Origin of the sequence: Alloscardovia theropitheci, from assembly GCF_004332295.1 — a bacterium.
In the GTDB taxonomy this organism is placed as follows: domain Bacteria; phylum Actinomycetota; class Actinomycetes; order Actinomycetales; family Bifidobacteriaceae; genus Alloscardovia; species Alloscardovia theropitheci.
The window spans coordinates 1-23,155 of record NZ_RXLP01000012.1 but is presented as its reverse complement, the minus strand read 5'-3'; the positions used below and the strand labels follow the sequence as shown (position 1 = coordinate 23,155).

Sequence of the window (23,155 nt, the reverse complement as noted above, 5' to 3'; positions counted from 1 at the left end):
AGCTACTCTTCGATATGCCATTTTGGTAATGTGATTTCGAAGTTAACTCCTCGTGAATCATCAACTACCTGTACAGTTCCGCCGTGAAGCCCGGCCGCCCAGCGTGCGATGGATAAGCCCAAGCCAGTTCCGCCAGACATTGTTCCTGGGCGGTTATGATGGCCTTTCACATATCGACGGAATATGTCTGAACGGTCTTCAGGAGCAATTTGTGAGCCAAAGTTGACTACATTAGCGATAATAAAACCGTTACTAGTATCTTCGCGCGCTTCGATAACAATAGAAGTATTATCTGCTGAATGTTTGAGCGCGTTCGCAATGATATTCGTAAAAAGCTGACGAAGACGATCCTCATCACCTTCCATCCAGATCTGTGGTGAGACACGCAACGCGATATGGTGGTTGTGGCTTGCATCTGCAATTTCCAAAGGAGCAACAACATCATCAAGGAAATCAAGTACGTTAAACTTTGTAATTTCTAAGCTTGCAGCTCCTGCCTCCATTCGGCTCAAATCGAGAAGGAAAGCGATAAGATCACCTAAGCGCTGTGTCTGATTAAGAATTCCTTCAAGATTTGCGGGAGTTGGCTCTACAACGCCATCAGCCATATTCTCGACTAACGCTTGCAGAGCTGATACAGGAGTACGAAGTTCATGGCTAACATTTGCGATTAAATCACGACGCATCTGATCTGCATGAGCGAGTTCGTCTGCCATGACATTAAATGAGCGTGATAATTGGCCTACTTCATCATTGCTGTCAAGAGCCATAGAAACGCGTTTAGTATAGTCACCTTGAGTAAGAGCTTCGGCAGCATCTCGAATTTCGCGCAGGGGAGCGGTTAATCCTTGGGCAAAGAAATAGGTAACGCCCAAAGCTATGATGAGCGTAATAGGTAGCGCGATCCATCCTGAAAGCCCTAATTTTAATAATCCCCATGCAGCTACAAAAGCTAAAAATGTATCTACAACGATGAGAACACTGAGTTCAATTTTAAGAGATGAGATAATTCCAAGAGGACGATACCGATTAAAATGAGCAGAAACATGTGAGTTTTGTTTACTGTCGGTTTGCGAAGAAGGTGCCATAATAGTGTCGCTTTTTTGAATTGTTAAGGAATAAAAGATACGAAATGCGAAAGTGCATCAGTGTGTATGAGTAATTATGCGCGTTCATATAAAAGCGCTACAGCCATCTGCATATATGTGACGTGAAGTCACACACAGATACGGTGTAGCGCTTAAAGGGGTGTGAACTACTCAGCTACTGGTGGTTCGAACGCATAACCCACACCGTGAACAGTGCGAATCATGTCAGCTCCCAGCTTATGTCGCAATGCCTTAACGTGTGAATCAACAGTTCGAGTGCCAGAAGCATCAACCCAGTCCCATACCTCTTCTAGAAGCTTTTCGCGGGTGAGTACACTCTTAGGCTTACGCGCTAGGGTGGAAAGCAAATCAAATTCGGTAGGGGTTAAATGGATAACTTCACGGTTAACTGTAACAATGCGTTGTGCAGGGTCGATAACCAAGTCGCCGAATTGCAAAACTTTTTCATTCTCTGAATTCTTAGCGATAACCTTAGCGCGTTCGACTCGACGTAATAGAGCCTTGCATCGCGCGATGAGCTCGCGCATAGAAAATGGCTTAGTCATATAATCATCCGCGCCTGCTCCCAAACCAATAACCTTATCGGCTTCGTCATCACGGGCAGTGAGCATCAAAATAGGTACCGGACGAGATGCAACGATGCGCTTAGTTGCTTCCAAACCATCCATGACTGGAAGCATAATGTCCATAATAATTAAATCAGGCTTAAACTGTGCTGCGGCTTGGACGGCACTTGCTCCATCTCCGATGACTCGAGCATTCCATCCTTCAGAAGCCAAGCGCTGTGCGATAGCTGTCGCGAGCGTTGGCTCATCTTCCACAACGAGAATAGTGTGCTGCACAGGGCGCGTTGTAGGCGTATTCATATCAAAGCTTTCTCGTGAGATTGCTGTATTTCTATTTATAATAGCGCAATATGCGGCTAAATGAAGTGTCCGCGCCGTATGGCACAATTTACACATTGTATTTTTTGCTGGAGGGCTTACTTTTTATGGATTATAAGGTAGGAGACACCGTCGTTTATCCACGACATGGTGCTGCTCGTATAGAAGAAATTTCCGAACGAGAACTACGCGGAGAGAAAAAAGTATATCTTAAGCTTTCTGTTCTTTCTTCTGATGGTTTGACAATTAACGTACCTGCTGACACTGTTGAAAAGCTCGGAGTACGCGATATCGTTGATACTGTTGCAGTAGCAAAGGTTTTTGAGATTTTACGTACACCTATCGTTGAAGAAAAGACAAACTGGTCTCGTCGCTACAAGCTCAATCAAGAAAAAATTGCTTCCGGCGATGTGAATAAAGTTGCAGAAGTTGTACGTGATTTGGCACAGCGCGACGATAATGATCACGGACTTTCTGCCGGAGAAAAGCGTATGCTTTCGCGCGCTCGCGCTATTTTGACTTCTGAAATTGCCTTGAGTGAAAAACTTGAAGAAGACGAAGCTCAGCGTTTATTGGATGTCAATCTCGGCTACGAGGACCCTCAACCAGGCGACGAAAAGCATCATGCGATGGCTCCAGAAGAGCCGGCAGATGCGACATTGCTTCGAGTGGAGGAAGAAGCGGCGAGGGCTTCTAAAAAGAAGTAGATATAATATTTAAGTTTATAGCCATACGGGGTTGTTCTTGATCTACGTAGTACGAGTAGATCAAGAACAACCCTCATGCTTTTGCAATGGTTGCGAATTTGGCGCACTAATATCAATGAGGATATAAGGAACTAGCCTGACCATTTCGCATACAGAAGGAACAAAGGGAAAAATGTGCATTAGAGTATCCCATTGTTTGATAATTTTTACCTGAATGAAGTCAATCAGATTAAAGAGGGAAAAGTATCATCTCAAGGAGAATAAATAAAGGACTTAGATGCTGTCGTATGTAGGTAAGTATCCAAGTCCTTCTAGAACGATTTAACAGTTTTATGAAAGCAGTTGGCTAAACAGTAATTCGGAAAGCTGTAAAAGGCGATTAAGAGATTATTCCTACTTTCTTATAGCCGCAATTGCCTTTGTTACGAGCCATATCACGACACTAATAGTGACGATAACAAAGCTTGGTGGCATATCGAAAATGGTGGAAAGAAGCAATCCACCCCATATTGAAACTAAGCAAATAACGAAAGTTGCGATGATGGCGCGCAGAGGTGAACGAGTAATCATCATTGCAGTATCCGCAGGAGTAATAACAAGTGCGAAAATAAGCAAAGTTCCTACTGCTGGAACTGCTACAGTAATGACACTTCCCATCATAACCATGAAAATTATGCCTAAGAGTGTTACAGGAAGCCCCTTGGCTCGAGCGACATTTTCATCTAAAGAGCTGAAAAGCAAGGGTCTAAAAATGATAAGAAGAAGCGCTACAAGTATCACATCAAAAAGCGCGAAAATAATAAGCTGATCTTCAGTAATAGTAAGCACAGATCCAAATAAGATGGACTGCATTTGCTTCGCCGCACCCGATGATAAATTCGAAAAATACAGACCAAGAGCTGTCGCAAAGGCTAAGACAGATCCAGTTGCAACTTCACGGTCAGAGGCTCGTTTCCCAAGAGCACCGATAACGAGAGCTCCTCCAATTGCAAAGAGCCCCATACCCCATAGCACGGGGATACCAAGTAAGACAGCGCCGGTAGCGCCTGGTAAGCCAATATGTGCCAAAGCATGAGTGGCAAAAGTGGATTTACGTGTAATAACAAAATATCCCACTGCTGCTGCAGCAATTGAGATAAGAATCCCAGCGATGAATGCTCGTTGTACAAAACTCGTCTGGAGGACAGTCATCCATTCAGGGTTGTAAAGCATTAATCCTCCTGTAAGTCTTGTGATTCCTGCGAATCTGCGTGGTTATGATGATTAGCTTCTAGGCGAGCCTGAGCTTGTTGGGCAGAATGCCATTGCGCCGCATCTTTTGTTAGATGCTCATCATGAACAGTTCGGCTGGATGGCTCCATAGCTGAATTATGAGTGACGAACATATCGCCCTGTGGGGTTGTAATGATTTCAACCTTAGTGCCGTATAAGTGGGTGAGTAGCTGAGAATCGAGCATATTATTCATAGACGAATAATGAGGATGCCCATCGAGCAGATATACAGCTCCGGTCAGTATGGGAAGGAGAATATTTAAATCATGCGCAACGACCTGAATAGTCATTCCCATTTTTTTATTGAGTTGTGATAAAAGCTCAACGATAGAATTCTGGCTGGATATATCTAGATTTGCCAAAGGCTCATCGAGGATCAAAAGTTCTGGCTTATTAACGAGTGCCTGAGCTATAGCAGCACGCTGACGCTGTCCTCCAGAAAGTTCACGGATACGCTTATAAGAATGTTCCTGTAGTCGTACGAATTCGAGAATCTTGTTGACCTCTTCACGGTCTTGTTTTCGAGAAGGCATGAATCCCCATCGTGAGCCAGAAATACCTAAAAGAACAAAGTCAAAAACCGTTATATTGCTTTCACTAATTTCAGTATAATTTTGCGGTACATAGCCTATGCGAGCATTATTCTTTCCAGCTGGTGCTCCAAGCACATTGAGTTTTCCAGACGATAATGGCAAAATTCCCAGTTCCGCAGAAAGCATGGTAGTTTTACCCGTACCATTTGTTCCGACTATTGCAGTAACGCTGCCTCGTGGCAAGGAGAAATTACCATGTGACCATATTGTCTGGGAGCCTCGTTTTATTTCAGCATCAATAAATTCGATAATAGGTGCTGAATTATTCTGCTTGTCGTCTGCTGGAGACGTCATATGGGTATGAGTTGACGTTTCTGAGGAAGAAGTCATAATGTGCTTTCTACAAATAGGGTGCTACGCAATTGCCTAGCACCCTACATTTATATCATGAGATATATGAGAATTATGCTCATAACTGAGGAATGAACATAATATTTATTCTGCTGAATCCTGAGCTAATTTAGATGTCGCATCATCAATTAATGCTGAAATCCATTGAGTCAATGTCTTATAGTCCGTTGGCAGTTGCTCTGTCACATCAAGAACAGGAACGTCGCTTTTTCCAGCAGTGCCTGTCAGCATATTAGTTGCATCAGAGCTTTCTTGCGGATTATTAACCAAAAGGCTTATGCCGTGGTCTTCGATAAGAGACTGGAATTCTTGTAAATCACCAGGAGTCGGCTCAGCTTCATTTGCAGCGGAATTAGCATAGCCTTCCGGTGTAGCATCAGCTAATCCCATATCGGAGAAGAGATAATAAGCTACGGATTCTGTCGCCGCATATTTCTTGTTCTTATTAGCGTCTTTGAATTCAGTAAGCTTAGAATCTAATTCCTTCTCACTCTTAGACCATGCATCATACTGCTTCTGGAAATAGTCCTTAGATGCTGGAAGGAGCTGTGAATAAGTCTTGAGTAGGGAATCTGCTACTGCTTTACGAGCATCCTTAGAGAACCACAAGTGTGGATTGTCAGATTCGCTCGCGCCTACGATTGAGGCCGCGTTAACGACTGAAACAGATTTCTGTGATGTGACGGCTTTTGTAGCCCAGGCATCATAATCAGCACCATTAACCACAGCTACCTGGGCGGCTGTAAGCTTAGATAAATCTGATGCAGATGCTTCATAATCGTGAGGTTCAACGGTTGAATTATTGATAATGGACGTTACTTGAACGTGCTCACCACCAATTTCTTCGGCCAAAGATCCCCACTGATTAACAGACGCAACGACAGTAATAGGATCTTGTGCCTTAGCTGTTTCAGAAGAATCCTGAGACTTCTTATTTGTATCGGAATTATTATTCTGAGGACCGCACGCACTCATTGCGATGAGGGATGCGCCGACAGCCAGCACAGCTACTGAACGACGGAAAATTGCAATTGCGTCAAAGTTTCGATGCATTTTCATCTCACTTGACTCTTTCTACATTAGAACAATCAAACAAATTACACACATAGCTCACGTTATGTGTACTAGTCATAGTATCATTAAACCCGTATATGACAGGACACGAGGGAGTTCACGGGGAGTTATTGTGACAAATCCTGCACCAATGCGTATCAGCGGAACTGATTTAGCACACGAAATTAAGCAAGATTTAGCTACTCGTGTACAAAAGTTGAATGCTCAGGGAATTAGATGCGGGTTGGGTACGATTTTAGTGGGCAATGATCCCGGATCGGTAAAATACGTTGAGGGAAAGCACAAAGATTGTGCTGAGGTCGGTATTGAATCTATTCGTATTGATTTGCCGGAAGATGCAAGTGAAAATGGCATTATCGCAGCAATTGAGGAATTGAATCATAGGGAAGATTGCACCGGTTTTATTGTGCAATTACCGTTACCAGAATACGTTAATACACTTAAAGTAATCGAGCATATTGATCCTGATAAAGATGCAGATGGCATGCATCCGATGAATCTTGGAAAACTTGTATTACACACGCAAAAACTTCCGGAAACCCCTTTGCCGTGTACTCCACGAGGTGTTATCGAATTACTTGAACATGCTGGAATTGATTTCAACGGTAAAGATGTATGCGTATTAGGTCGAGGTATTACTATTGGCCGTACTATTGGGCTAATGCTCAGTCTTAAAGGCAAAAATGCTACCGTTACCATGTGTCATTCAAAGACACGTGATATTGAAGATAAGATCAGACAAGCAGATATCGTTATCGCTGCAATGGGAGTAGCGCATTTCGTTAAGCCAGAAATGATTAAAAATGGTGCTATAACCGTTGATGTTGGTGTGTCACGAGTCTTTGTTGCTGAAGAAGGTCGCTGGCGGATACAAGGTGATGTGGATCCATCGTGCTATAGCAAAGTCAGTGCTTATACTCCAAATCCTGGGGGAGTGGGCCCAATGACCCGCGCGATGTTACTTAAAAATGTGGTGGAAATGGCAGAGCGCTCTGCCTAAACTCCTCGTTATATGTAGTAATTCGCGCAGTGTGTAGCTGGGTTAAGCTGGGATAATGAGCAAACGTGGAAAAATATACGACACGCATAAAAAATTTCGATTTTGACTAGTATTTAGCGTATTCTTAGAACTTGTATGCGTGTTACTTTTATGGTAACCGTCATACACGTCGCTTTATAGAGAAATCTTCCCATGAAGAATCTATAAAGAAACGGACAATTGAATACCGATTTTATCCGATAAGTCAAAGAAAATTATTTTAATGACAGATAACAAGAACGAAATCCAGAAGGTCGCTATCAACGATATCGGCACTGAAGAGGATTTCATCAAGGCAGTCGATTCCACCATCAAGAACTTCGATGATGGTGATCTCGTAGAAGGTACCGTTGTAAAGATCGATCATGATGAGGTACTCCTCGATATCGGCTACAAGACCGAAGGTGTTATTCCTTCCCGCGAACTTTCTATCAAGAAGGACGTGGATCCAGATGATGTCGTTGAAGTTGGCGACACCATTGAGGCACTTGTCATCACTAAGGAAGACAAGGAAGGCCGTCTTATTCTTTCTAAGAAGCGTGCACAGTACGAGCGCGCTTGGGGCGACGTTGAAAAGATCAAGGAAGCTGACGGTGTTGTTGAAGGTACCGTTATCGAAGCTGTTAAGGGCGGCTTGATCGTTGACATCGGTTTGCGCGGCTTCTTGCCAGCATCCCTCGTCGAAATGCGTCGTGTTCGCGACTTGGCTCCATACATTGGTCAGACAATTCAGGCTAAGATTTTGGAGCTCGATAAGAACCGTAATAACGTTGTTCTTTCTCGTCGTCAGTATCTCGAAGAGACTCAGTCTGAAGTTCGTGAGACATTCCTCTCACAGCTCAAGAAGGGTCAGATTCGTGAAGGCGTTATCAGCTCCATCGTTAACTTCGGTGCATTCGTCGATCTCGGCGGTGTTGATGGTTTGATCCATGTTTCTGAGCTGTCATGGAAGCATATCGATCACCCATCTGAGGTTGTTAAGGTTGGCGACAAGGTAACTGTTGAAGTACTTGACGTTGATCTCGATCGTGAGCGCATTTCCCTTTCCCTCAAGTCCACTCAGGAAGATCCATGGCAGCGTTTCGCGCGCACCCATGTTCCTGGACAGGTTGTTAAGGGCAAGGTCACCAAGATTGTACAGTTCGGTGCATTCATCTCTGTAGATGATGGCATTGAAGGTCTCGTACACATTTCTGAGTTGGCAAATCGCCACGTAGAAAACCCAGAGACCGTTGTTAAGCCTGGTGACGAAGTATTCGTTAAGGTAATCGACGTTGATCTTGATCGTCGTCGTATCTCCTTGTCTTTGAAGCAGGCAACAGATTCTGTTGACCCTAACTCTGAAGACTTCGACCCAGCTCTCTATGGCATGCCAGCAGAGTATGACGAAAACGGTAACTACAAGTACCCAGAAGGCTTCGATCCTGAGACTAACGAATGGATTGAAGGCTTCGAGCAGCAGCGTGAAGAGTGGGAAGCTCAGTATGCAGCAGCTCACGACTTGTGGGAGCAGCACAAGGCATTCGCTAAGAAGCAGGCTGAAATTGAAGCTGCTTCTGCAGAAGCTGACGGTGCTACTGAAATGGAAGCTCCAGTTGAAGAAGAAGCTACAACTTACAGCTCCACTCAGTCCGCAGAGGGAACTCTTGCAGCTGACGATCAGCTCGCAGCTTTGCGTGAGCAGTTGCTCAGCGAAAATAACTAGTACAACTCTTTCGCATGGTGATGATATTCCCATAAGTGATTTAATCACCATTGCCTAGTACCTAGTTAATGAGGGTTGTGTATAAACGGTATAGTTTATACACAACCCTCTTTGCATATAAAATTTTCGTGCACTTCTTTTATCCATGGCTAGGAGTGTGCAGATAAGCTTATTTATTTGTGCGTACTAACCTCAATAGGCATAGTTGATTGGTGCAGATATTTGGCCAAATGTTTATTGGGCGGCATCCATCCAGGCATCATTAAAGCGTACGAAAGAATAACATTGGCAAAGAGTAAGATAAAGCTAAACTGCGATTTATTCATGATAATGAAGCAGTACTTGTTAGAAAGTACTGCATGGATAGCCTTTGATAGAATAACTTTGAAAAGACAGAAGTTGTTGCGACCTGTGATTAGTTTTCGCAGCATGGAGGAACCCTTTATGGAAACGATGCGAGCTGCTGTGGTACGTGAACCTGGTGATCCAACCGTTTTAGAGCTTACTGATGTTGAAATTCCAGCGATGAAGCCTGGTTGGTCACTTGTACGAGTACATGCATTTGGTGTAAATCATTCCGAGATTTTCACACGACAAGGCTTATCTCCAAGCGTTGAATTTCCTCGTATTCTAGGAATTGAATGCGTAGGTGAAATAGTCGACAGCGAAATATTCTCCGAAAAAACTCGTATAGTTTCTTTTATGGGCGAAATGGGGCGTGCCTTCGACGGATCATACGCACAGTATGTGTTACTTCCTAATTCTCAAATTTATCCTGTCGATTCTAGGATGTCATCTGTTGATTTAGCTGCGTTTCCCGAGACTGGTTATACCGCGTATGGTTCTATGAGGCGTTTGAATCTTAAATCTTATGAAAGTGTCCTCATAAGATCTGCGACTTCTGGTGTGGGGATGACATTCGCGCGATTTGCGAAAAAATTACAACCAACTATTCGATTAGTGGGTAGTACCCGAAATCCGAATAAGGCTCAGGCATTGCTTTCTGCAGGATATGATGACGTTATTACTGATAAAGATAACGTTTTAGAAACTAAACAATCTTTTGATAAAGTACTTGATTTAGTTGGTCCTAAATCTATAAGGGACACTTTTTCTCATGTTAATACGGATGGTATTGTGTGCGTGACCGGTTTACTTGGTCGACAGTGGACGATTGATGATCTTGACCCTATTGAGGAACTTGGCCGTGGTACAGCAGGGCATGGGATTTATCTTACGGGCTTTTATTCGGGCAATGTAAATGCTCAGCGCGTTCAAGAGATGTTCGACTGGATTGATGAATCTCACGTAGGCGCACTACCGTACACTGAATTTGATTTGGAACATATACGCGAGGCTCATATCGCTATTGAAAATAATTCAGTGATTGGAAAAATTGTAGTTCGTGTTTAATTCTGGACGTATTCGCATGACTATTGTTCATTAGCTAGAGGTGACTCTCATGAAGACAGAGCAACGACGGTTTATGAGAATTGGGATAACGGGCGGTATCGCAGCAGGCAAATCCACCGTGAGTAAGCACCTAATATCTCGCGGATATAACGTGATTGATTATGATCAATTAGCTCGAGAGATTGTTCTACCACATTCGCCAATTGTTAAGCAAATTGAAGAAGAATTTGGATCTCATAGTGTCAATGAAGACGGGACAGTCAATCGTTTATGGTTAGCACACAATGTTTTTACTGACGATAATAAACGCCATCATATCAATGACATCATGCATCCAGCTGTATACGCTTTAGCGGTTCAGAAAGAACGAGATATTATTACTCAGAATCCCGATGCGCGCATGATTTTTCATGATATTCCTCTTCTCATCGAGACGCTCGATATAGCAAAGAAAAATGGATTTGTGTTCGACCATATTATGACGATTGAAGCAGATGATGATATCCGGATTCAACGCATGATTGAAACACGAGGAATGGCAAAAGCTGAAGCGAGAGCTCGAATTGATGCGCAACTGACACGCGAGCAACGAGAAGCTACAGCAGATGTTGTCATTGACTCAAACCTTAACGTAAAGGATATGCTAAGCATTGTGGATAACACGCTAGAGAACTGGCTAACAGCATAATTCAAATCGTTAATGCGCTTTAATATAGAACTATGAGTTTTAACGGTATCGAGCGTGTAGAAAAGCCTTTTGAAGTTAAGTCACCTTATAAGCCTTCTGGAGATCAGCCGAAAGCAATTGACGAGTTAGCAACTCGTATTGAAAATGGTGAAAGTGACGTCGTGCTTATGGGTGCGACTGGTACAGGTAAAACGGCGACTACCGCTTGGCTTATTGAACGCTTGCAGCGTCCTACACTTATTTTAGAGCCGAATAAAACGTTGGCGGCTCAGCTTGCTGCTGAGTTTCGTGAATTAATGCCAGATAATGCAGTTAATTATTTCGTGTCCTACTATGATTACTACCAGCCAGAGGCGTATATACCTCAGACGGATACGTTTATCGAAAAAGATTCGAGTATCAATGATGATGTTGAGAGATTACGTCATGCGACAACCGCTAATTTATTAACTCGTACTGATTGTGTTGTTATTGCGACAGTGTCATGCATTTATGGTCTCGGTACTCCTGAAGAGTATGCAAGTCAGATGCTTTTTATTAATCGTGGTGAAACAATTGAGCGTGATGATTTATTGCGAACATTTGTCAATATGCAATACAAGCGTAATGATATTGAATTTGCGCGCGGCACATTTAGAGTGCGAGGCGATACAGTCGAAATCATTCCGGTATATGAAGAATTAGCCATTCGTATCGAATTTTTCGGTGATGAAATCGATCGTATTTCAACTCTTCATCCTATTACAGGAGATGAGATTGAAGAAGTTGAATCTGTTCATATCTTCCCAGCAACGCATTATGCTGCCGGTCCTGAGCGCTTGGAACACGCAATTGAAACGATTCAGGACGAGCTTGACGGTCGTCTTAAGCAGCTTAAAAAAGAAAATAAATTACTGGAAGCTCAGCGCTTAGAACAGAGAACTACATATGATCTGGAAATGCTTCAGCAAATTGGTACGTGTTCTGGAGTAGAAAACTATTCGCGCCATTTTGATAATCGAGCAGCGGGAACGCCTCCTCATACACTACTTGATTTCTTCCCAGATGATTTTTTGCTCGTCGTAGACGAATCTCACGTTACTATTCCACAGATCGGTGCGATGTACGAAGGCGATGCAAGTCGTAAGCGGACTTTGGTTGAGCATGGTTTCCGTCTTCCATCTGCAATGGATAATCGACCACTAAAATTCCCAGAATTTCTTGAACATATCGGGCAAACTGTCTATTTGTCAGCAACTCCTGGAGATTATGAGATGAATCTTTCTGATGGAGTAGTTGAGCAAATAATTCGTCCGACAGGTTTGCTTGATCCTGAAGTCGAGGTACGCCCGGTTGATGGGCAAATTGATGATCTTCTCGCAGAAATCAAGGATCGAATTGAGAAGAACGAACGAGTTCTTGTGACGACCTTAACAAAGAAAATGGCAGAAGATCTTACTGATTATCTTCTTGAGCGAGGAATTAAAGTTGAGTATCTTCATTCCGATGTAGATACTCTTCGCCGTGTGGAACTTTTGAGAGAACTGCGCGAAGGTAAAATTGACGTTATCGTGGGTATCAATTTGCTTCGAGAAGGACTAGATTTGCCGGAAGTGTCTCTTGTTGCAATTATTGATGCAGATAAAGAAGGGTTCTTGCGCTCATATCGCTCACTTATTCAGACGATTGGACGAGCTGCGCGTAATGTTTCTGGAAAAGTGATTATGTATGCTGATCGATTGACTGATTCCATGCATAAAGCTATTGATGAGACGAATCGTCGTCGTGAAATTCAGATGGCGTATAACGAGGAGCATGGAATTGATCCGCAGCCTCTTATTAAGAAAATTAGTGATGTTAACGATATGCTTGCTAAAGAAGATATTGATACTCAAGAACTTCTAGATAGCGGCTACCGTTCAGAACGTAAGGTAAGTGGAGCGTCGGCTATCTCTGTATTGGATGACAAGGAAGCACAAGAACGCCATAATAAGATTCTCGAAGGGGAACTTCCTGCCCAAGATCTTGCTAATCTTATCCGTGACTTGTCTGATCAAATGCATACTGCGGCTGAACAGCTTCAGTTTGAACTAGCTGCACGTTTGAGAGATGAAATTCGTGATTTGAAAAAAGAACTTCGTCAAATGACTCAGGCACAATAGTATGAGATAAGAGAGAATGATGTATTCCGTGATTTCATTCTGAAACGAATTTTGATAACGAATTCGAGTAGAGCACGGGCAGAGAAAGATAAAAATGAGCGAAACTCCTGTATGGTTCATGATTGCGACATTTATAGTTTTAGCAATCTTTTTTGCTGTAGATTTAGTTCTCATCGGGAAGCGTCCGCATATACCGAGTACAAAGGAATGCGTGCAACATATCGCATTCTTTGTAGTAATGGCATTAGTCTTCGGTGGGCTAGTGTGGGCAGTATCCGGGGCAAAACCAGCTCTTGAGTTCTATTCAGGATGGCTTACCGAATATTCTCTAAGCGTGGATAACCTCTTCGTATTTGTGATCATTATGGCTAATTTCGCAGTGCCAAAGGAAATCCAAAAGTATGTTCTATCGGTTGGTATCACTTTAGCTCTGATTCTTCGCGGTATTTTTATCCTTGCGGGTGCTGCTATTTTGGAACGATTTACGTGGGTATTCTTCCTATTTGGTGCTTTCTTAATTTATACAGCGATAAAACTTGCTATCGGCCAAGACGATGACGACGAATACAAAGAAAATGTGCTTATTGCCTCTATGCGTAAAGTTGTTCGCATGGTGGACTATTACGATGGTGAAAAACTACGTACAACAGTTGATGGAGTCAAGTACTTCACGCCAATGTTGGTACTTTTCGTAGCTATTGGCACGACAGATGTCATGTTTGCCTTTGATTCCATTCCGGCAATTTTCGGCTTGACGCATGATCCATTTATCGTTTTCACATCAAACGTATTTGCCCTACTCGGGCTTCAACAACTTTACTTCTTACTTGGTGCTTTACTAGATAAGTTAGTGTATTTACCGATTGGTTTGTCAGTAGTGCTCGCATTTATCGGTATAAAGCTTGTACTCGAAGCGCTACATTCAAATTCCTTACCGTTTATCAATGGGGGTCATCCAATCGAATCTGTTCCAGAAATTCCAACGTGGATGTCCTTGGCGGTTATCATCGTGTCCTTGGGTGTGGCGTCCATCGCCAGTATTCTTAAGATGCGCGCTCTCGATAAAAAATAATTGAGAAGGAATTATCTCTCGATAAAAGTTGAAAGAATATACCTATGATTATTAGTAATTTATTGAGGCAGGATCATAAAAAAGCTATTAACGCAGCCATTGAGGGGATGCATTTTGATAGGTATATTCCTAATGCAGTCGTGCGCTCACTGTATGGGCGATATTTTTGGTATTCGGAATTGCTCAAGGCTACACGAGTAATTGCCGCTTACCATGATGATGAATTTGCTGGTGTTCTGCTAGCTCGAGTTGATGGAGAAAAGCCTGTATACAATTCGTGGTCAAAACGTGTATTTGTAGGCTTTTTTGAATTTATCCAGAAAATATTTGCTGACGAATCTGCGGGGGAGTTTGACCGAGCGTGCCAACACTTATATTCGGATGCAATTAAGTCGATGAAGTTCGACGCAGAGATTTGTTTTCTTGCTGCTAATCCGAACGTTAGAGTCAAAGGTGTTGGTACTTTTTTGCTTGGCGAGCTCACTCGTGTACTTGCGGGTAAACAGATTTTCCTTTTCACGGATAGTGGATGTACATATCAGTTCTATGAACATCGAGGTTTCACTCTCGTAGCTGAGACAACTATTGCACTTGAAACAAATCACGAGAACATACCACTGCGTTGCATGCTCTACACCAAAATGCTATAAATACTTACTGTGGGTGAGTTCTGATCATAATTAAGTAACAATGAAAATCGTTAAAATACAAGAAATTGTTTACTCGTGTCAAAAAGTACGCTCACCCAAGTAAACTAAAAAACGTGAAATGTGGGCTTAGCCCATTCCGTCTAGAAAGAAACAGGTAGGCATTCATGCGCAAGGCAAAGATTGTCGATACTATTGGTCCATCTTCCTCTCCACTCGAGACTCTTAAGGAAATGGTCAACGCTGGTATGAACGTTGCTCGTATTAACCGTTCACACGGTACATTCGAAGAGCATATGAACGTTTATAACAATGTTCGTCAGGCTGCTAAGGAAACTGGCAAGAACGTTGCAGTACTCGTTGATTTGCAGGGTCCTAAGATCCGCTGCGGTTGGGTTGAAGAAGACGAGAATGGTGATGACAAGGTATGGCTCGAGCAGGGTCAGCAGTTCATCATCACTACTGATGAAATAACTGGTAACAAGGAACGCGTTTCCACCACTTTCAAGGGTCTTCCAGGCGACTGCCATCCAGGAGATCCAATTCTTATCGATGATGGTAAGGTACAGCTTGAGGTTACAGAGGTAAAGGGCAACGACGTATATACTAAGGTTGTTGTTGCTGGTCCAGTTTCCTCTCATAAGGGACTTAACCTTCCAGGTGTGGCAGTATCTGTTCCTGCATTGTCCGAGAAGGATGAAGAAGATCTTCGCTGGGGCATTCGTACCGGCGCTGACATTATCGCAATGTCCTTCGTTCGCTATGGTTCCGATATTGAGCGTGCTCATGAAATCATGGATGAAGAAGGCCGCCGCGTTCCAGTAGTTGCTAAGATTGAGAAGCCACAGGCTGTTGAAAATCTTGTAGACATCGTTAAGGCATTCGACGGTATTATGGTTGCTCGTGGCGATATGGCAGTTGAAATGCCATTCGAGCAGGTTCCACTTATTACCAAGCGTTGCATCGAGCTTTCTCGTGCATACGGTAAGCCAGTTATCGTTGCAACTGAAGTTCTTGGCTCTATGGTTAAGGTACCTGTACCTTCCCGTGCAGAAGCATCTGACTGCGCAAATGCAGTACTTGATGGTGCAGATGCAACCATGACATCTAACGAGACTGCTGTTGGCGATTACCCAGTAGTCGTTGTAAACACAATGGCTCGTTTGTCTGGCTATGCAACTGAGCATGGTTATGATCGTATTCCTGCAATCAAGGATGAAGAGTTCTCTACAACTGCTGCAGTAGCACACGCAGCTGTACAGCTTGCTGAGAAGACAAACGCTAAGGCAATTGTTGCATTTACTAAGACTGGCGAAACAGTTCATCGTGTATCTGCAGAGCGTCCACAGGCTCCTATCTACGGTTTGACCACCGATGAGCACACCAAGTGCTGGCTCGGTTTGTCTTGGGGTACAGAAGGCCTCAAGGTTGATACTGAATATCATGGTCTGACCCGTAACGAGCTTATGGCTCTTGCTGACTCTACTTTGAAGGCAAACGGAAGCGTAGAAGATGGCGACGTAATCGTTCTCATCGCTTCTGCTCCATCCGCAAACGAAGCTGGTTCAACTGACTCCGTTTACGTACACACAGTAGGTGCACGCGACTAATTTAATATAGCCGTATAATAAGCTAGAATATAGCTTGAAAACTGGGATGTAGTGAAAACTGCATCCCAGTTTTATTATGGTTATGCACAGCATATTTGCCTTTTCTACCTAATTCAATAGTGGAATAGGGCAGGTGAATATGTGCGATGGATTGAAACTATAAAATCGGCGCTTATCAGCAAACGAGCGGCATAATAACTTCTAGGGTTTATGCCTAGTGTTGTTACTAGATACGTGGAAAATAAGGGGAACACGCCCAAAATGCTGTGATTATTGCCAGAATTAAAATTACAGTGTATATTTTTACAGGTACCGCCCCGGTATCCCAATTGGTAGAGGAAACAGCCTCAAAATCTGTGCAGTGTGGGTTCGAGTCCCACCCGGGGCACAAAGTGAGGTCTCGATGGGGAGCTCTCAGGACTTTCCATCAAGATATTCGTTCTTAAGGGAAGGCTCGCAATTATGGCAAATGCAAAGACAAAGCGCACAGTAGTTGTTGCTGAAGATGAAGCGCTTAACCGCCTCGACATCATTGAATCTCTTAATGATGGAGGATATGAGGTCGTAGGTGAAGCTGCTAATGGGCAAGAGGCAGTTGATATCGTACGTGAGAAACGTCCAGATATTGTTGTTATGGACGTTAAGATGCCAGTAAAGGATGGAATTACTGCAGCTCGTGAGATCAACGAGGAATTCTTAGCGCCAGTTGTCATGCTTACTGCCTTCTCTCAGAAGGATTTAGTTGCTGAAGCGATTGACGCTGGTGTAATGGCGTATGTCATTAAGCCTTTTGTCCCAGAGCGTTTGTTCCCAGCGATTGAGGTGGCATTCGGTCGCTTTGAGCAAATGAAGGCGCTCCAAGAACGCATGGGTGGATCACCTGCTTCGCTCGTTTCTCAGACAGATACAGAGGAAGAAATTAATGCCCTTCGCGAACAGGTTGAGGATTTGAAGAATCGTCTTGAATCGCGTAAGCATGTAGATCGTGCAAAGGGTCTTCTTATGGAGAATATGGGATTGTCTGAGCAGGAAGCATTCCGTTGGATTCAGAAAACCTCTATGGATCGTCGTCTGACCATGCTTGAAGTAGCAGATGCGGTTATATCTCAGATAGAGGGTGAGTAAGTCGCACGGTTAGGGTTTGCGATAACTACAGACCTCAATTATTCGGCATAAAGAATTGAAATTGTTTAAGGCTGAAAGCATAATGAACATGCTTTCAGCCTTTTGCATACCCGTTAACGTACCATGGAATCATGGTTTCACGTCTTTTAGTAATTGATGGTCATTCGCTAGCATTTCGAGCATATTTTGCACTTCCGGCAGATGGATTCTCGACGTCGCAAGGGCAAACGACTAATGCGGTTTATGGTTTTACAACGATGCTTACGCAAGTCCTCAATGAAATTCAACCAACACACATCGCTGTGGCTTTCGACGTAAAAGGCGGAACTTTTAGAAATGAGCTTTTACCACAGTATAAAGGTACGCGTGATGCGGCTCCTGAAGATTTACTGAGCCAGCTACCTTTATTACACGACTTGTTGGATTCGTTAGATATTTCATATGTAGAGCGACAAGGATATGAAGGAGATGATATCATTGCTACTCTGGCGACTTTGGGTCGCGACAGCGGCTTTGATCAATCCTATGTATTATCTGGTGACCGTGATGCTTTCCAACTTGTTGATGAGAAGATTACGGTCTTATACCCAGGACAGCACTTTAAAGATCTCAAGCATATGACACCGGAAGCTATATTTGAAAAATATGGCGTTTATCCACAGCAATATCCTGATCTCGCAGCTTTGAGAGGTGAAACTGCTGATAATATTCCAGGCGTACCAGGTGTAGGAGATGGCTTCGCTGCGAAATGGATTAACCAGTTTGGTGGTCTTGAAGGCATTATCGAACATGCCGATGAAATTAAAGGGAAGAAAGGCGAAGCGTTACGAGAAAACATCGAACAAGTCAAGCTTAATCGTAAGGTAAATGCTCTTGTACGCAATGTTGATTTAGGCGTATCGCTCGATGAATTTGAAATTCACCCACCTGCTGTAGATAAAGTGGATAAAGCTTTGTCTGCTTTTGAATTTGGCGCAGGCATAAAAAAGCGAGTATATGCTGCATTGGCACAATGTTCTGGAGATCGCAATCTTAATACCGAGTCTGTGAATTTTACGTCTGCTCGAAAGAACTCGCAATCAGCAAGCGCAGCCTCTGATGCCGATGATATGGATGCTTCTGCAGGAAGTAACGCACAAGAATTAGTGAATTCGGCGCATATCGAGACTATCGTTGATACAAATGTATCTCTTGAGGGCGCTATTAAGGCACTTCAGGCTTGGGAAAACGAACTTGGGCAACAAGTGTGGGCGCTTCATATAGAAGGGCGTGTAAAGCCGGCATTATCGCATTTAACTCGATTAACGTTTGTGTCATATACTGGCAGTTCGGTATCTTTACCAGCACGAGTATGTGCTGAAGGCAACGCCGATATAAGGAAGAATATTCAGCTCATCCTTCACGACCATGCTGATAAGTTGGTACTTCACAACTACAAGCGCGCGCTTCACATACTTAAATCCATTAATATAGAAGTTCCTGAACCAGCTATGGATACACAGCTTGCTGCATACTTGCTGAAGCCGGATGCAGATGATTATCAGCTCAATCAACTTGCGCATGATGATGCGCATATTGACATGGGAGACGATAACTCCAATAGCTTGCAGGATACAAATATTCAAGGTTCATTTGACTTTGATGTGGAATCTGATCAAGATTCGGAAAATGAAGCAGAGCTTAGTCTCACAAGTGCGCGTACAGGTATGAGTATTCTCGCACTCAACGAAATTTATACGGCAACTCTCTCGCAAAGAGAAGAGATGAAACTTCTCAAGACAATTGAAATTCCTGTCTCGCGTGTTCTTTTTGAGTTGGAAGATGCAGGTGCCCTTGTCGATCAATCACGCTTAGCAAGCATGTTAGATACATTTACGGCAGATGCGCAGCAGGCTCAAAATATTGCGTGGGAACAAGCAGGAGAGAAGATTAATCTTCAAAGTCCGAAGCAACTTCAAGCTGTCCTCTTTGATGATATGGGGCTTCCTCCTACAAAGAAGACGAAATCAGGTGGATATACTACTAATGCTGCTGCATTGCAAGATCTCTATATACGTTCTGCGTATAACGAGCGTGCAAATACATTCTTAGGTGCATTACTGAGACATCGCGAAATTAATAAGCTTAAGCAAATTGTTCAGAGTCTGACCGATTCTGTGTATGCGCATGATGGGCGTATCCATACAACTTTCGAGCAGACAGTTGCTGCGACCGGTCGTTTAAGCTCGACAGAGCCAAATTTGCAAAATATTCCAAATCGTAATGCTCAAGGACGTGAGATCCGTAGTGCCTTTGTCCCTTCTGCTCATAATGAAGCGTTACTTTCTGCGGATTACTCGCAAGTAGAACTACGCTTGATGGCACACTTATCGGGGGATGAAGCACTTATCGAAGCGTTTAAATCAGGAACGGATTTCCATCGCTATGTAGCTTCTTTGGTGTATGGAATTGCGATGGAGGACGTCAGTCCAGATCAGCGTTCTCACATTAAAGCAATGAGTTACGGACTTGCATATGGTTTAAGTACATATGGTCTTGCGCAGCAGTTGAAGATTTCGCCAGCTGAGAGCGATATCTTACGTAATAAATATTTTGATACCTTTGGAAAGGTTCATGATTATCTCGAATCTCTTGTCGCTGATGCAAAGCGAAAGGGGTACACCGAGACTATGTTCGGGCGTAGGCGTTATTTCCCTGGGCTTCGTTCGTCCAATAGGCAAATGCGAGATGCTGCCGAGCGTGCTGCTCTTAATGCTCCGATCCAAGGATCAGCAGCCGATATTATGAAAATAGCAATGATTAATGCCGATAAGGCACTAAAAAATGCTGATGTGAAGTCTCATGTTATCTTGCAAATTCATGACGAATTGGTTGTCGATGTAGCTGCTGGTGAGGCGGATATCGTATCCAATTTGGTTAAAGATGCTATGGAGCATGCGGTAGAATTGGCTGTTCCATTAGACGTGTCTACTGGTCTGGGGTCAGATTGGCAGCAGGCAGCACACTAGGATTTGCATTACGGTTCATCTAGAGGTACTAGCAGACGTGATAGGCGTTTATAAAACTGTTATGAGAAAATCCGTATATTGCTTCAATATACGGATTTTGCATGCATGTGCCCCTAATCTCGTGTATTATAGCTAGAAGCTCGTCGATGAGATAATTTTTAGTTGCTATGGCGACCATAACGTTCTCAACTGTGAGAAGCTTGGTGCGAATTATCACGTGGGAGGCAAAATGAGCGTAACACTTGAACAAGTAGTGAAGGTACTTGAAAATCTATATCCTCTGGAATATGCAGAGAGCTGGGACGAACCTGGACTAATCGTTGGCGATCCTCATTGGCCTGTGAGAAAGATTTACTGCGCAGTAGATCCCACAGATGATACTGTTCAGGCAGCTATCGATAGTGGTGCTCAGCTGCTCATAACACATCATCCATTGTATTTCCGAGCAACTCATACGATTGCTGGCACTACTTTTAGGGGAGCGCTTGTCACAAAACTAATTGAACATAAATGTGCATTATGGGTTGGCCATACGAATGTTGACAGTGCGAAGCGAGGCCAAGGTGTGGCATTTATAGAAGCACTAGGATTATCTGATTTAGGTCCTCTTGTCCCGATAAAGATAGCCGAAGATAAAAAGACTTTTTCGCAAGGAACTACTAATGAACTTGGAATTGGTCTTGGAGTTGGTCTCGGAGTTGGGATTGGACGAATAGGGGAGCTTGCTATTGCAACGCCATTGCACGAATTTGCAAAACGTGTAGCTGCTGCTCTTCCGGCAACTAAATCTGGAATTCTTGTTAGCGGTAATCCCTCTCGATTAATTCGTCGAGTTGCAGTTCTTCCAGGATCGGGGGATTCAGAGATTAATGCGGCTGCTTCTTGTGGAGCAGATGTTTATGTGACAAGCGATTTAAGGCATCATCCGGTTCTTGATGCTCGCCAAGAAACTGGCATGGCGTTTATTAATACTCCTCACGCTGCTATTGAGAAATTAGCATTCAACCTTATGAAAATTGATGTGCCACAGGCGCTGTGCGAAGAATACGGAGAAGAAGGACGCAGTGTTGAATTAGAGATAACAGATATCAACACGGATCCGTGGAATGAAAGGGTTTGATAAAGAACACGTTTCGGAAGAACACGTGTATCGATACCATTAAGTATTCTTAACGTTAATATGAGCGGTTGGGGATGAGAATAGTACGCAAACGCGTGATGAGATTGATGATGACTGTCGTGTGCAGTGTCGGCGTTTAGATGATGCTCGGGATTTGTTGATGAGTGAGCAGTCTTGTATTGATCAGCGTTTGACTTGCTCGGGTGAGGATGCTGTGTATTTTTTGAAGCATTTTGGTATTTATGATTCTCAAGGATTACATAGTATTGCGGTTAGTACGGATATAGCGACTGAGAGTTTGCGTGAACGAATCCATACGTGTATGCGTAGTCTTGATGATGAGCAGGATGAGTTAGATTCTCGGTATCGGAGTGTAATTCAGAATTATGAATTGTAATTAGGGGGTTGGTGATTGTGATGAGTATGAATATAACCCGTATGGATAATGGTGCGGATAAAGGTATTTCATCTGAGGAGATTGCACATCAGCGTCGTTTACTTCATGATACGTATGTTCCTGGTTTGGCGAAGATATATGCGAGAGCGTTATCTGAGTTTCGTCGTAAGGCTCGCAGTCACGCTCAATCTGCGAAAGAGAATGTTAATAATGATATGGGTATGATGGATTCTTCTATTCGTGGTAAATCGTCATCGGCGATTCGTGAGACGGTATCACAGCAAGTTCAACGGTTGGATTTGATTGGGCAGGAGTAGGTATGCGTAGTTGTGGGTTATGGGCAAAAAAGCATTGGGAATTGTGTATTCTTATTGTTTCTATTGTGGTAAGTGTCGGTGTTATTGGTGGGGGTGTGGTGTATATGAGGTATCAGCAGAATCAAGAGCGTGAGTATATGTATTCGGTTGTTATGGGTAGCGAGGGCAGAAAACTCATCGAGGATATGCTACATCGTGCGGATCCTAATGCTTTAACTGATAAAGGGCAAATTAAATCATATCGTATTAAGTCGGATACGATTGAGCATAATCCCATGGGCGGAATCATGGTGCGAATTGTGCTTAATAATGATCCAGAAATGGAATTACATGTCATTATCGAGCAAGAACCAGGTAACGATAATCTTATCGCTTTCGAGCAAGGGATATCTGGGAAAGCCGCTGAAATGTATCGTGAGCTGGGTGCCTTAGGAGATTAGTAAATATGAGTACTAATATAACCGAGTATGATCGAATGAATATAGCAAATGTCGAATATGACGACTATACAGTCTACGATGCTAAACGCAATCATGTAGTTAAGTATGGACCGCATAGAAATAAGGTTTTGGGTACTTTGGATGAGGTGGTGGATGATGAGTCTACGGGTTTGAGGATGTATGTGGTTAAGACGGATGATAAGCATTATTCGGTGTTGTTTCGTGGTTCTGAGGCTCCGGGTAAGGCGGGATGGCAGAAGGATTGGTTGGATAATGATGTGCCGATGGCTGATAAGATTTTGTCGGGGTCTAAAGGTGTGACTCCTCAGTTGCGGCAGGCGAGTCAGTGTTTGAATCGGGTTATGAGTGAGCATAAGTCGGCGTCGTTTGAGGTGTATGGGCATTCGTTGGGGTCGATGAATGCGCAGTATGCGATTGCGAAT

At 43.4% G+C, this 23,155-nt stretch carries 20 protein-coding genes, 1 tRNA gene and 1 pseudogene; 17 read left to right on the top strand and 5 right to left on the bottom strand.

Annotated features, from left to right (window positions below; translation table 11 throughout):
• Nucleotides 1-2 precede the first annotated feature (2 nt).
• Nucleotides 3-1,088, bottom strand: a complete 1,086-nt coding sequence (locus EJ419_RS02570) for a sensor histidine kinase (RefSeq protein ID WP_131283362.1) — start codon at nucleotides 1,086-1,088, stop codon at nucleotides 3-5.
• A 167-nt stretch (nucleotides 1,089-1,255) separates the two neighbouring features.
• Nucleotides 1,256-1,975: a response regulator transcription factor gene (locus tag EJ419_RS02565; protein WP_131283361.1), complete on the bottom strand. Its 720-nt coding sequence runs from the start codon at nucleotides 1,973-1,975 to the stop codon at nucleotides 1,256-1,258.
• Nucleotides 1,976-2,100: 125 nt separating this feature from the next.
• On the opposite strand from EJ419_RS02565, the gene EJ419_RS02560 reads away from it, so the two are divergent.
• A complete protein-coding gene (locus EJ419_RS02560; protein ID WP_131283360.1) occupies nucleotides 2,101-2,700 on the top strand; it encodes a CarD family transcriptional regulator in 600 nt (199 codons plus the stop codon).
• Nucleotides 2,701-3,093: 393 nt separating this feature from the next.
• Here EJ419_RS02560 and EJ419_RS02555 read toward each other — a convergent pair whose 3' ends face one another.
• From EJ419_RS02555 to EJ419_RS02545, 3 genes are all read right to left on the bottom strand, one after another.
• Nucleotides 3,094-3,912: a metal ABC transporter permease gene (locus tag EJ419_RS02555; protein WP_131283359.1), complete on the bottom strand. Its 819-nt coding sequence runs from the start codon at nucleotides 3,910-3,912 to the stop codon at nucleotides 3,094-3,096.
• Nucleotides 3,912-4,859: a metal ABC transporter ATP-binding protein gene (locus tag EJ419_RS02550; RefSeq protein WP_131283376.1), complete on the bottom strand. Its 948-nt coding sequence runs from the start codon at nucleotides 4,857-4,859 to the stop codon at nucleotides 3,912-3,914. The genes EJ419_RS02555 and EJ419_RS02550 overlap by 1 nt, the downstream gene beginning before the upstream one ends.
• A gap of 141 nt (nucleotides 4,860-5,000) precedes the next feature.
• Entirely contained in the window at nucleotides 5,001-5,975 is a 975-nt protein-coding gene (locus tag EJ419_RS02545) for a metal ABC transporter solute-binding protein, Zn/Mn family (RefSeq protein ID WP_131283358.1), read from the bottom strand.
• Between the two features lie 145 nt (nucleotides 5,976-6,120).
• Between EJ419_RS02545 and EJ419_RS02540 the strand changes: the two genes are divergently transcribed.
• From EJ419_RS02540 to EJ419_RS02465, 16 genes and pseudogenes are all read left to right on the top strand, one after another.
• Nucleotides 6,121-6,990: a bifunctional methylenetetrahydrofolate dehydrogenase/methenyltetrahydrofolate cyclohydrolase gene (locus tag EJ419_RS02540; RefSeq protein WP_131283375.1), complete on the top strand. Its 870-nt coding sequence runs from the start codon at nucleotides 6,121-6,123 to the stop codon at nucleotides 6,988-6,990.
• Between the two features lie 262 nt (nucleotides 6,991-7,252).
• On the top strand, nucleotides 7,253-8,734 hold the full coding sequence (gene rpsA / locus EJ419_RS02535) for a 30S ribosomal protein S1 (RefSeq protein ID WP_131283357.1): 1,482 nt from the start codon (nucleotides 7,253-7,255) through the stop codon (nucleotides 8,732-8,734).
• Nucleotides 8,735-9,178: 444 nt separating this feature from the next.
• Nucleotides 9,179-10,147, top strand: a complete 969-nt coding sequence (locus EJ419_RS02530; RefSeq protein WP_240680309.1) for a zinc-binding dehydrogenase — start codon at nucleotides 9,179-9,181, stop codon at nucleotides 10,145-10,147.
• 49 nt (nucleotides 10,148-10,196) lie between these two features.
• The gene (gene coaE, locus EJ419_RS02525; protein ID WP_131283356.1) at nucleotides 10,197-10,835 is read left to right on the top strand and encodes a dephospho-CoA kinase; all 639 of its coding nucleotides are present in this window, start codon (nucleotides 10,197-10,199) and stop codon (nucleotides 10,833-10,835) included.
• 32 nt (nucleotides 10,836-10,867) lie between these two features.
• Nucleotides 10,868-12,976: an excinuclease ABC subunit UvrB gene (uvrB, locus tag EJ419_RS02520; RefSeq protein ID WP_131283355.1), complete on the top strand. Its 2,109-nt coding sequence runs from the start codon at nucleotides 10,868-10,870 to the stop codon at nucleotides 12,974-12,976.
• 94 nt (nucleotides 12,977-13,070) lie between these two features.
• Complete coding sequence (locus EJ419_RS02515; RefSeq protein WP_131283354.1) at nucleotides 13,071-14,048, top strand: TerC family protein; 978 nt, start codon at nucleotides 13,071-13,073, stop codon at nucleotides 14,046-14,048.
• Nucleotides 14,049-14,092: 44 nt separating this feature from the next.
• Nucleotides 14,093-14,698 carry a GNAT family N-acetyltransferase gene (locus EJ419_RS02510; protein WP_131283353.1) on the top strand — a complete coding sequence of 202 codons (606 nt, stop codon included), beginning with the start codon at nucleotides 14,093-14,095 and terminating at the stop codon, nucleotides 14,696-14,698.
• Between the two features lie 164 nt (nucleotides 14,699-14,862).
• Nucleotides 14,863-16,305, top strand: coding sequence for a pyruvate kinase (gene pyk, locus EJ419_RS02505; RefSeq protein WP_131283352.1), 1,443 nt, complete (start codon nucleotides 14,863-14,865; stop codon nucleotides 16,303-16,305).
• A 314-nt stretch (nucleotides 16,306-16,619) separates the two neighbouring features.
• Nucleotides 16,620-16,693, top strand: a tRNA-Leu gene (locus tag EJ419_RS02500).
• A gap of 74 nt (nucleotides 16,694-16,767) precedes the next feature.
• Complete coding sequence (locus EJ419_RS02495) at nucleotides 16,768-17,430, top strand: ANTAR domain-containing response regulator (RefSeq protein ID WP_131283351.1); 663 nt, start codon at nucleotides 16,768-16,770, stop codon at nucleotides 17,428-17,430.
• A 131-nt stretch (nucleotides 17,431-17,561) separates the two neighbouring features.
• Nucleotides 17,562-20,438 (top strand): DNA polymerase I, encoded by a 2,877-nt coding sequence (polA, locus tag EJ419_RS02490; RefSeq protein WP_131283350.1) that lies wholly within the window; start codon nucleotides 17,562-17,564, stop codon nucleotides 20,436-20,438.
• A 229-nt stretch (nucleotides 20,439-20,667) separates the two neighbouring features.
• Nucleotides 20,668-21,558, top strand: a complete 891-nt coding sequence (locus EJ419_RS02485) for a Nif3-like dinuclear metal center hexameric protein (RefSeq protein WP_131283349.1) — start codon at nucleotides 20,668-20,670, stop codon at nucleotides 21,556-21,558.
• A gap of 160 nt (nucleotides 21,559-21,718) precedes the next feature.
• Nucleotides 21,719-21,955: a hypothetical protein gene (locus EJ419_RS02480; protein WP_131283348.1), complete on the top strand. Its 237-nt coding sequence runs from the start codon at nucleotides 21,719-21,721 to the stop codon at nucleotides 21,953-21,955.
• A gap of 20 nt (nucleotides 21,956-21,975) precedes the next feature.
• Nucleotides 21,976-22,272 carry a hypothetical protein gene (locus tag EJ419_RS02475; protein ID WP_131283347.1) on the top strand — a complete coding sequence of 99 codons (297 nt, stop codon included), beginning with the start codon at nucleotides 21,976-21,978 and terminating at the stop codon, nucleotides 22,270-22,272.
• Between the two features lie 2 nt (nucleotides 22,273-22,274).
• Nucleotides 22,275-22,712, top strand: a complete 438-nt coding sequence (locus EJ419_RS02470) for a DUF1310 family protein (RefSeq protein ID WP_131283346.1) — start codon at nucleotides 22,275-22,277, stop codon at nucleotides 22,710-22,712.
• A gap of 5 nt (nucleotides 22,713-22,717) precedes the next feature.
• Nucleotides 22,718-23,155, top strand: a pseudogene (locus EJ419_RS02465) (DUF2974 domain-containing protein); the annotation flags it as partial.

What these genes read in the sequence shown, in the direction of transcription:
- EJ419_RS02570 (WP_131283362.1), bottom strand. Translation starts at nt 1,088, where the DNA reads ATGGCACCTTCTTCGCAAACCGACAGTAAACAAAACTCACATGTTTCT.
- EJ419_RS02565 (WP_131283361.1), bottom strand. Translation starts at nt 1,975, where the DNA reads ATGAATACGCCTACAACGCGCCCTGTGCAGCACACTATTCTCGTTGTG.
- EJ419_RS02560 (WP_131283360.1), top strand. Translation starts at nt 2,101, where the DNA reads ATGGATTATAAGGTAGGAGACACCGTCGTTTATCCACGACATGGTGCT.
- EJ419_RS02555 (WP_131283359.1), bottom strand. Translation starts at nt 3,912, where the DNA reads ATGCTTTACAACCCTGAATGGATGACTGTCCTCCAGACGAGTTTTGTA.
- EJ419_RS02550 (WP_131283376.1), bottom strand. Translation starts at nt 4,859, where the DNA reads ATGACGTCTCCAGCAGACGACAAGCAGAATAATTCAGCACCTATTATC.
- EJ419_RS02545 (WP_131283358.1), bottom strand. Translation starts at nt 5,975, where the DNA reads ATGAAAATGCATCGAAACTTTGACGCAATTGCAATTTTCCGTCGTTCA.
- EJ419_RS02540 (WP_131283375.1), top strand. Translation starts at nt 6,121, where the DNA reads ATGCGTATCAGCGGAACTGATTTAGCACACGAAATTAAGCAAGATTTA.
- rpsA (WP_131283357.1), top strand. Translation starts at nt 7,253, where the DNA reads ATGACAGATAACAAGAACGAAATCCAGAAGGTCGCTATCAACGATATC.
- EJ419_RS02530 (WP_240680309.1), top strand. Translation starts at nt 9,179, where the DNA reads ATGGAAACGATGCGAGCTGCTGTGGTACGTGAACCTGGTGATCCAACC.
- coaE (WP_131283356.1), top strand. Translation starts at nt 10,197, where the DNA reads ATGAAGACAGAGCAACGACGGTTTATGAGAATTGGGATAACGGGCGGT.
- uvrB (WP_131283355.1), top strand. Translation starts at nt 10,868, where the DNA reads ATGAGTTTTAACGGTATCGAGCGTGTAGAAAAGCCTTTTGAAGTTAAG.
- EJ419_RS02515 (WP_131283354.1), top strand. Translation starts at nt 13,071, where the DNA reads ATGAGCGAAACTCCTGTATGGTTCATGATTGCGACATTTATAGTTTTA.
- EJ419_RS02510 (WP_131283353.1), top strand. Translation starts at nt 14,093, where the DNA reads ATGATTATTAGTAATTTATTGAGGCAGGATCATAAAAAAGCTATTAAC.
- pyk (WP_131283352.1), top strand. Translation starts at nt 14,863, where the DNA reads ATGCGCAAGGCAAAGATTGTCGATACTATTGGTCCATCTTCCTCTCCA.
- EJ419_RS02495 (WP_131283351.1), top strand. Translation starts at nt 16,768, where the DNA reads ATGGCAAATGCAAAGACAAAGCGCACAGTAGTTGTTGCTGAAGATGAA.
- polA (WP_131283350.1), top strand. Translation starts at nt 17,562, where the DNA reads ATGGTTTCACGTCTTTTAGTAATTGATGGTCATTCGCTAGCATTTCGA.
- EJ419_RS02485 (WP_131283349.1), top strand. Translation starts at nt 20,668, where the DNA reads ATGAGCGTAACACTTGAACAAGTAGTGAAGGTACTTGAAAATCTATAT.
- EJ419_RS02480 (WP_131283348.1), top strand. Translation starts at nt 21,719, where the DNA reads ATGAGTGAGCAGTCTTGTATTGATCAGCGTTTGACTTGCTCGGGTGAG.
- EJ419_RS02475 (WP_131283347.1), top strand. Translation starts at nt 21,976, where the DNA reads ATGAGTATGAATATAACCCGTATGGATAATGGTGCGGATAAAGGTATT.
- EJ419_RS02470 (WP_131283346.1), top strand. Translation starts at nt 22,275, where the DNA reads ATGCGTAGTTGTGGGTTATGGGCAAAAAAGCATTGGGAATTGTGTATT.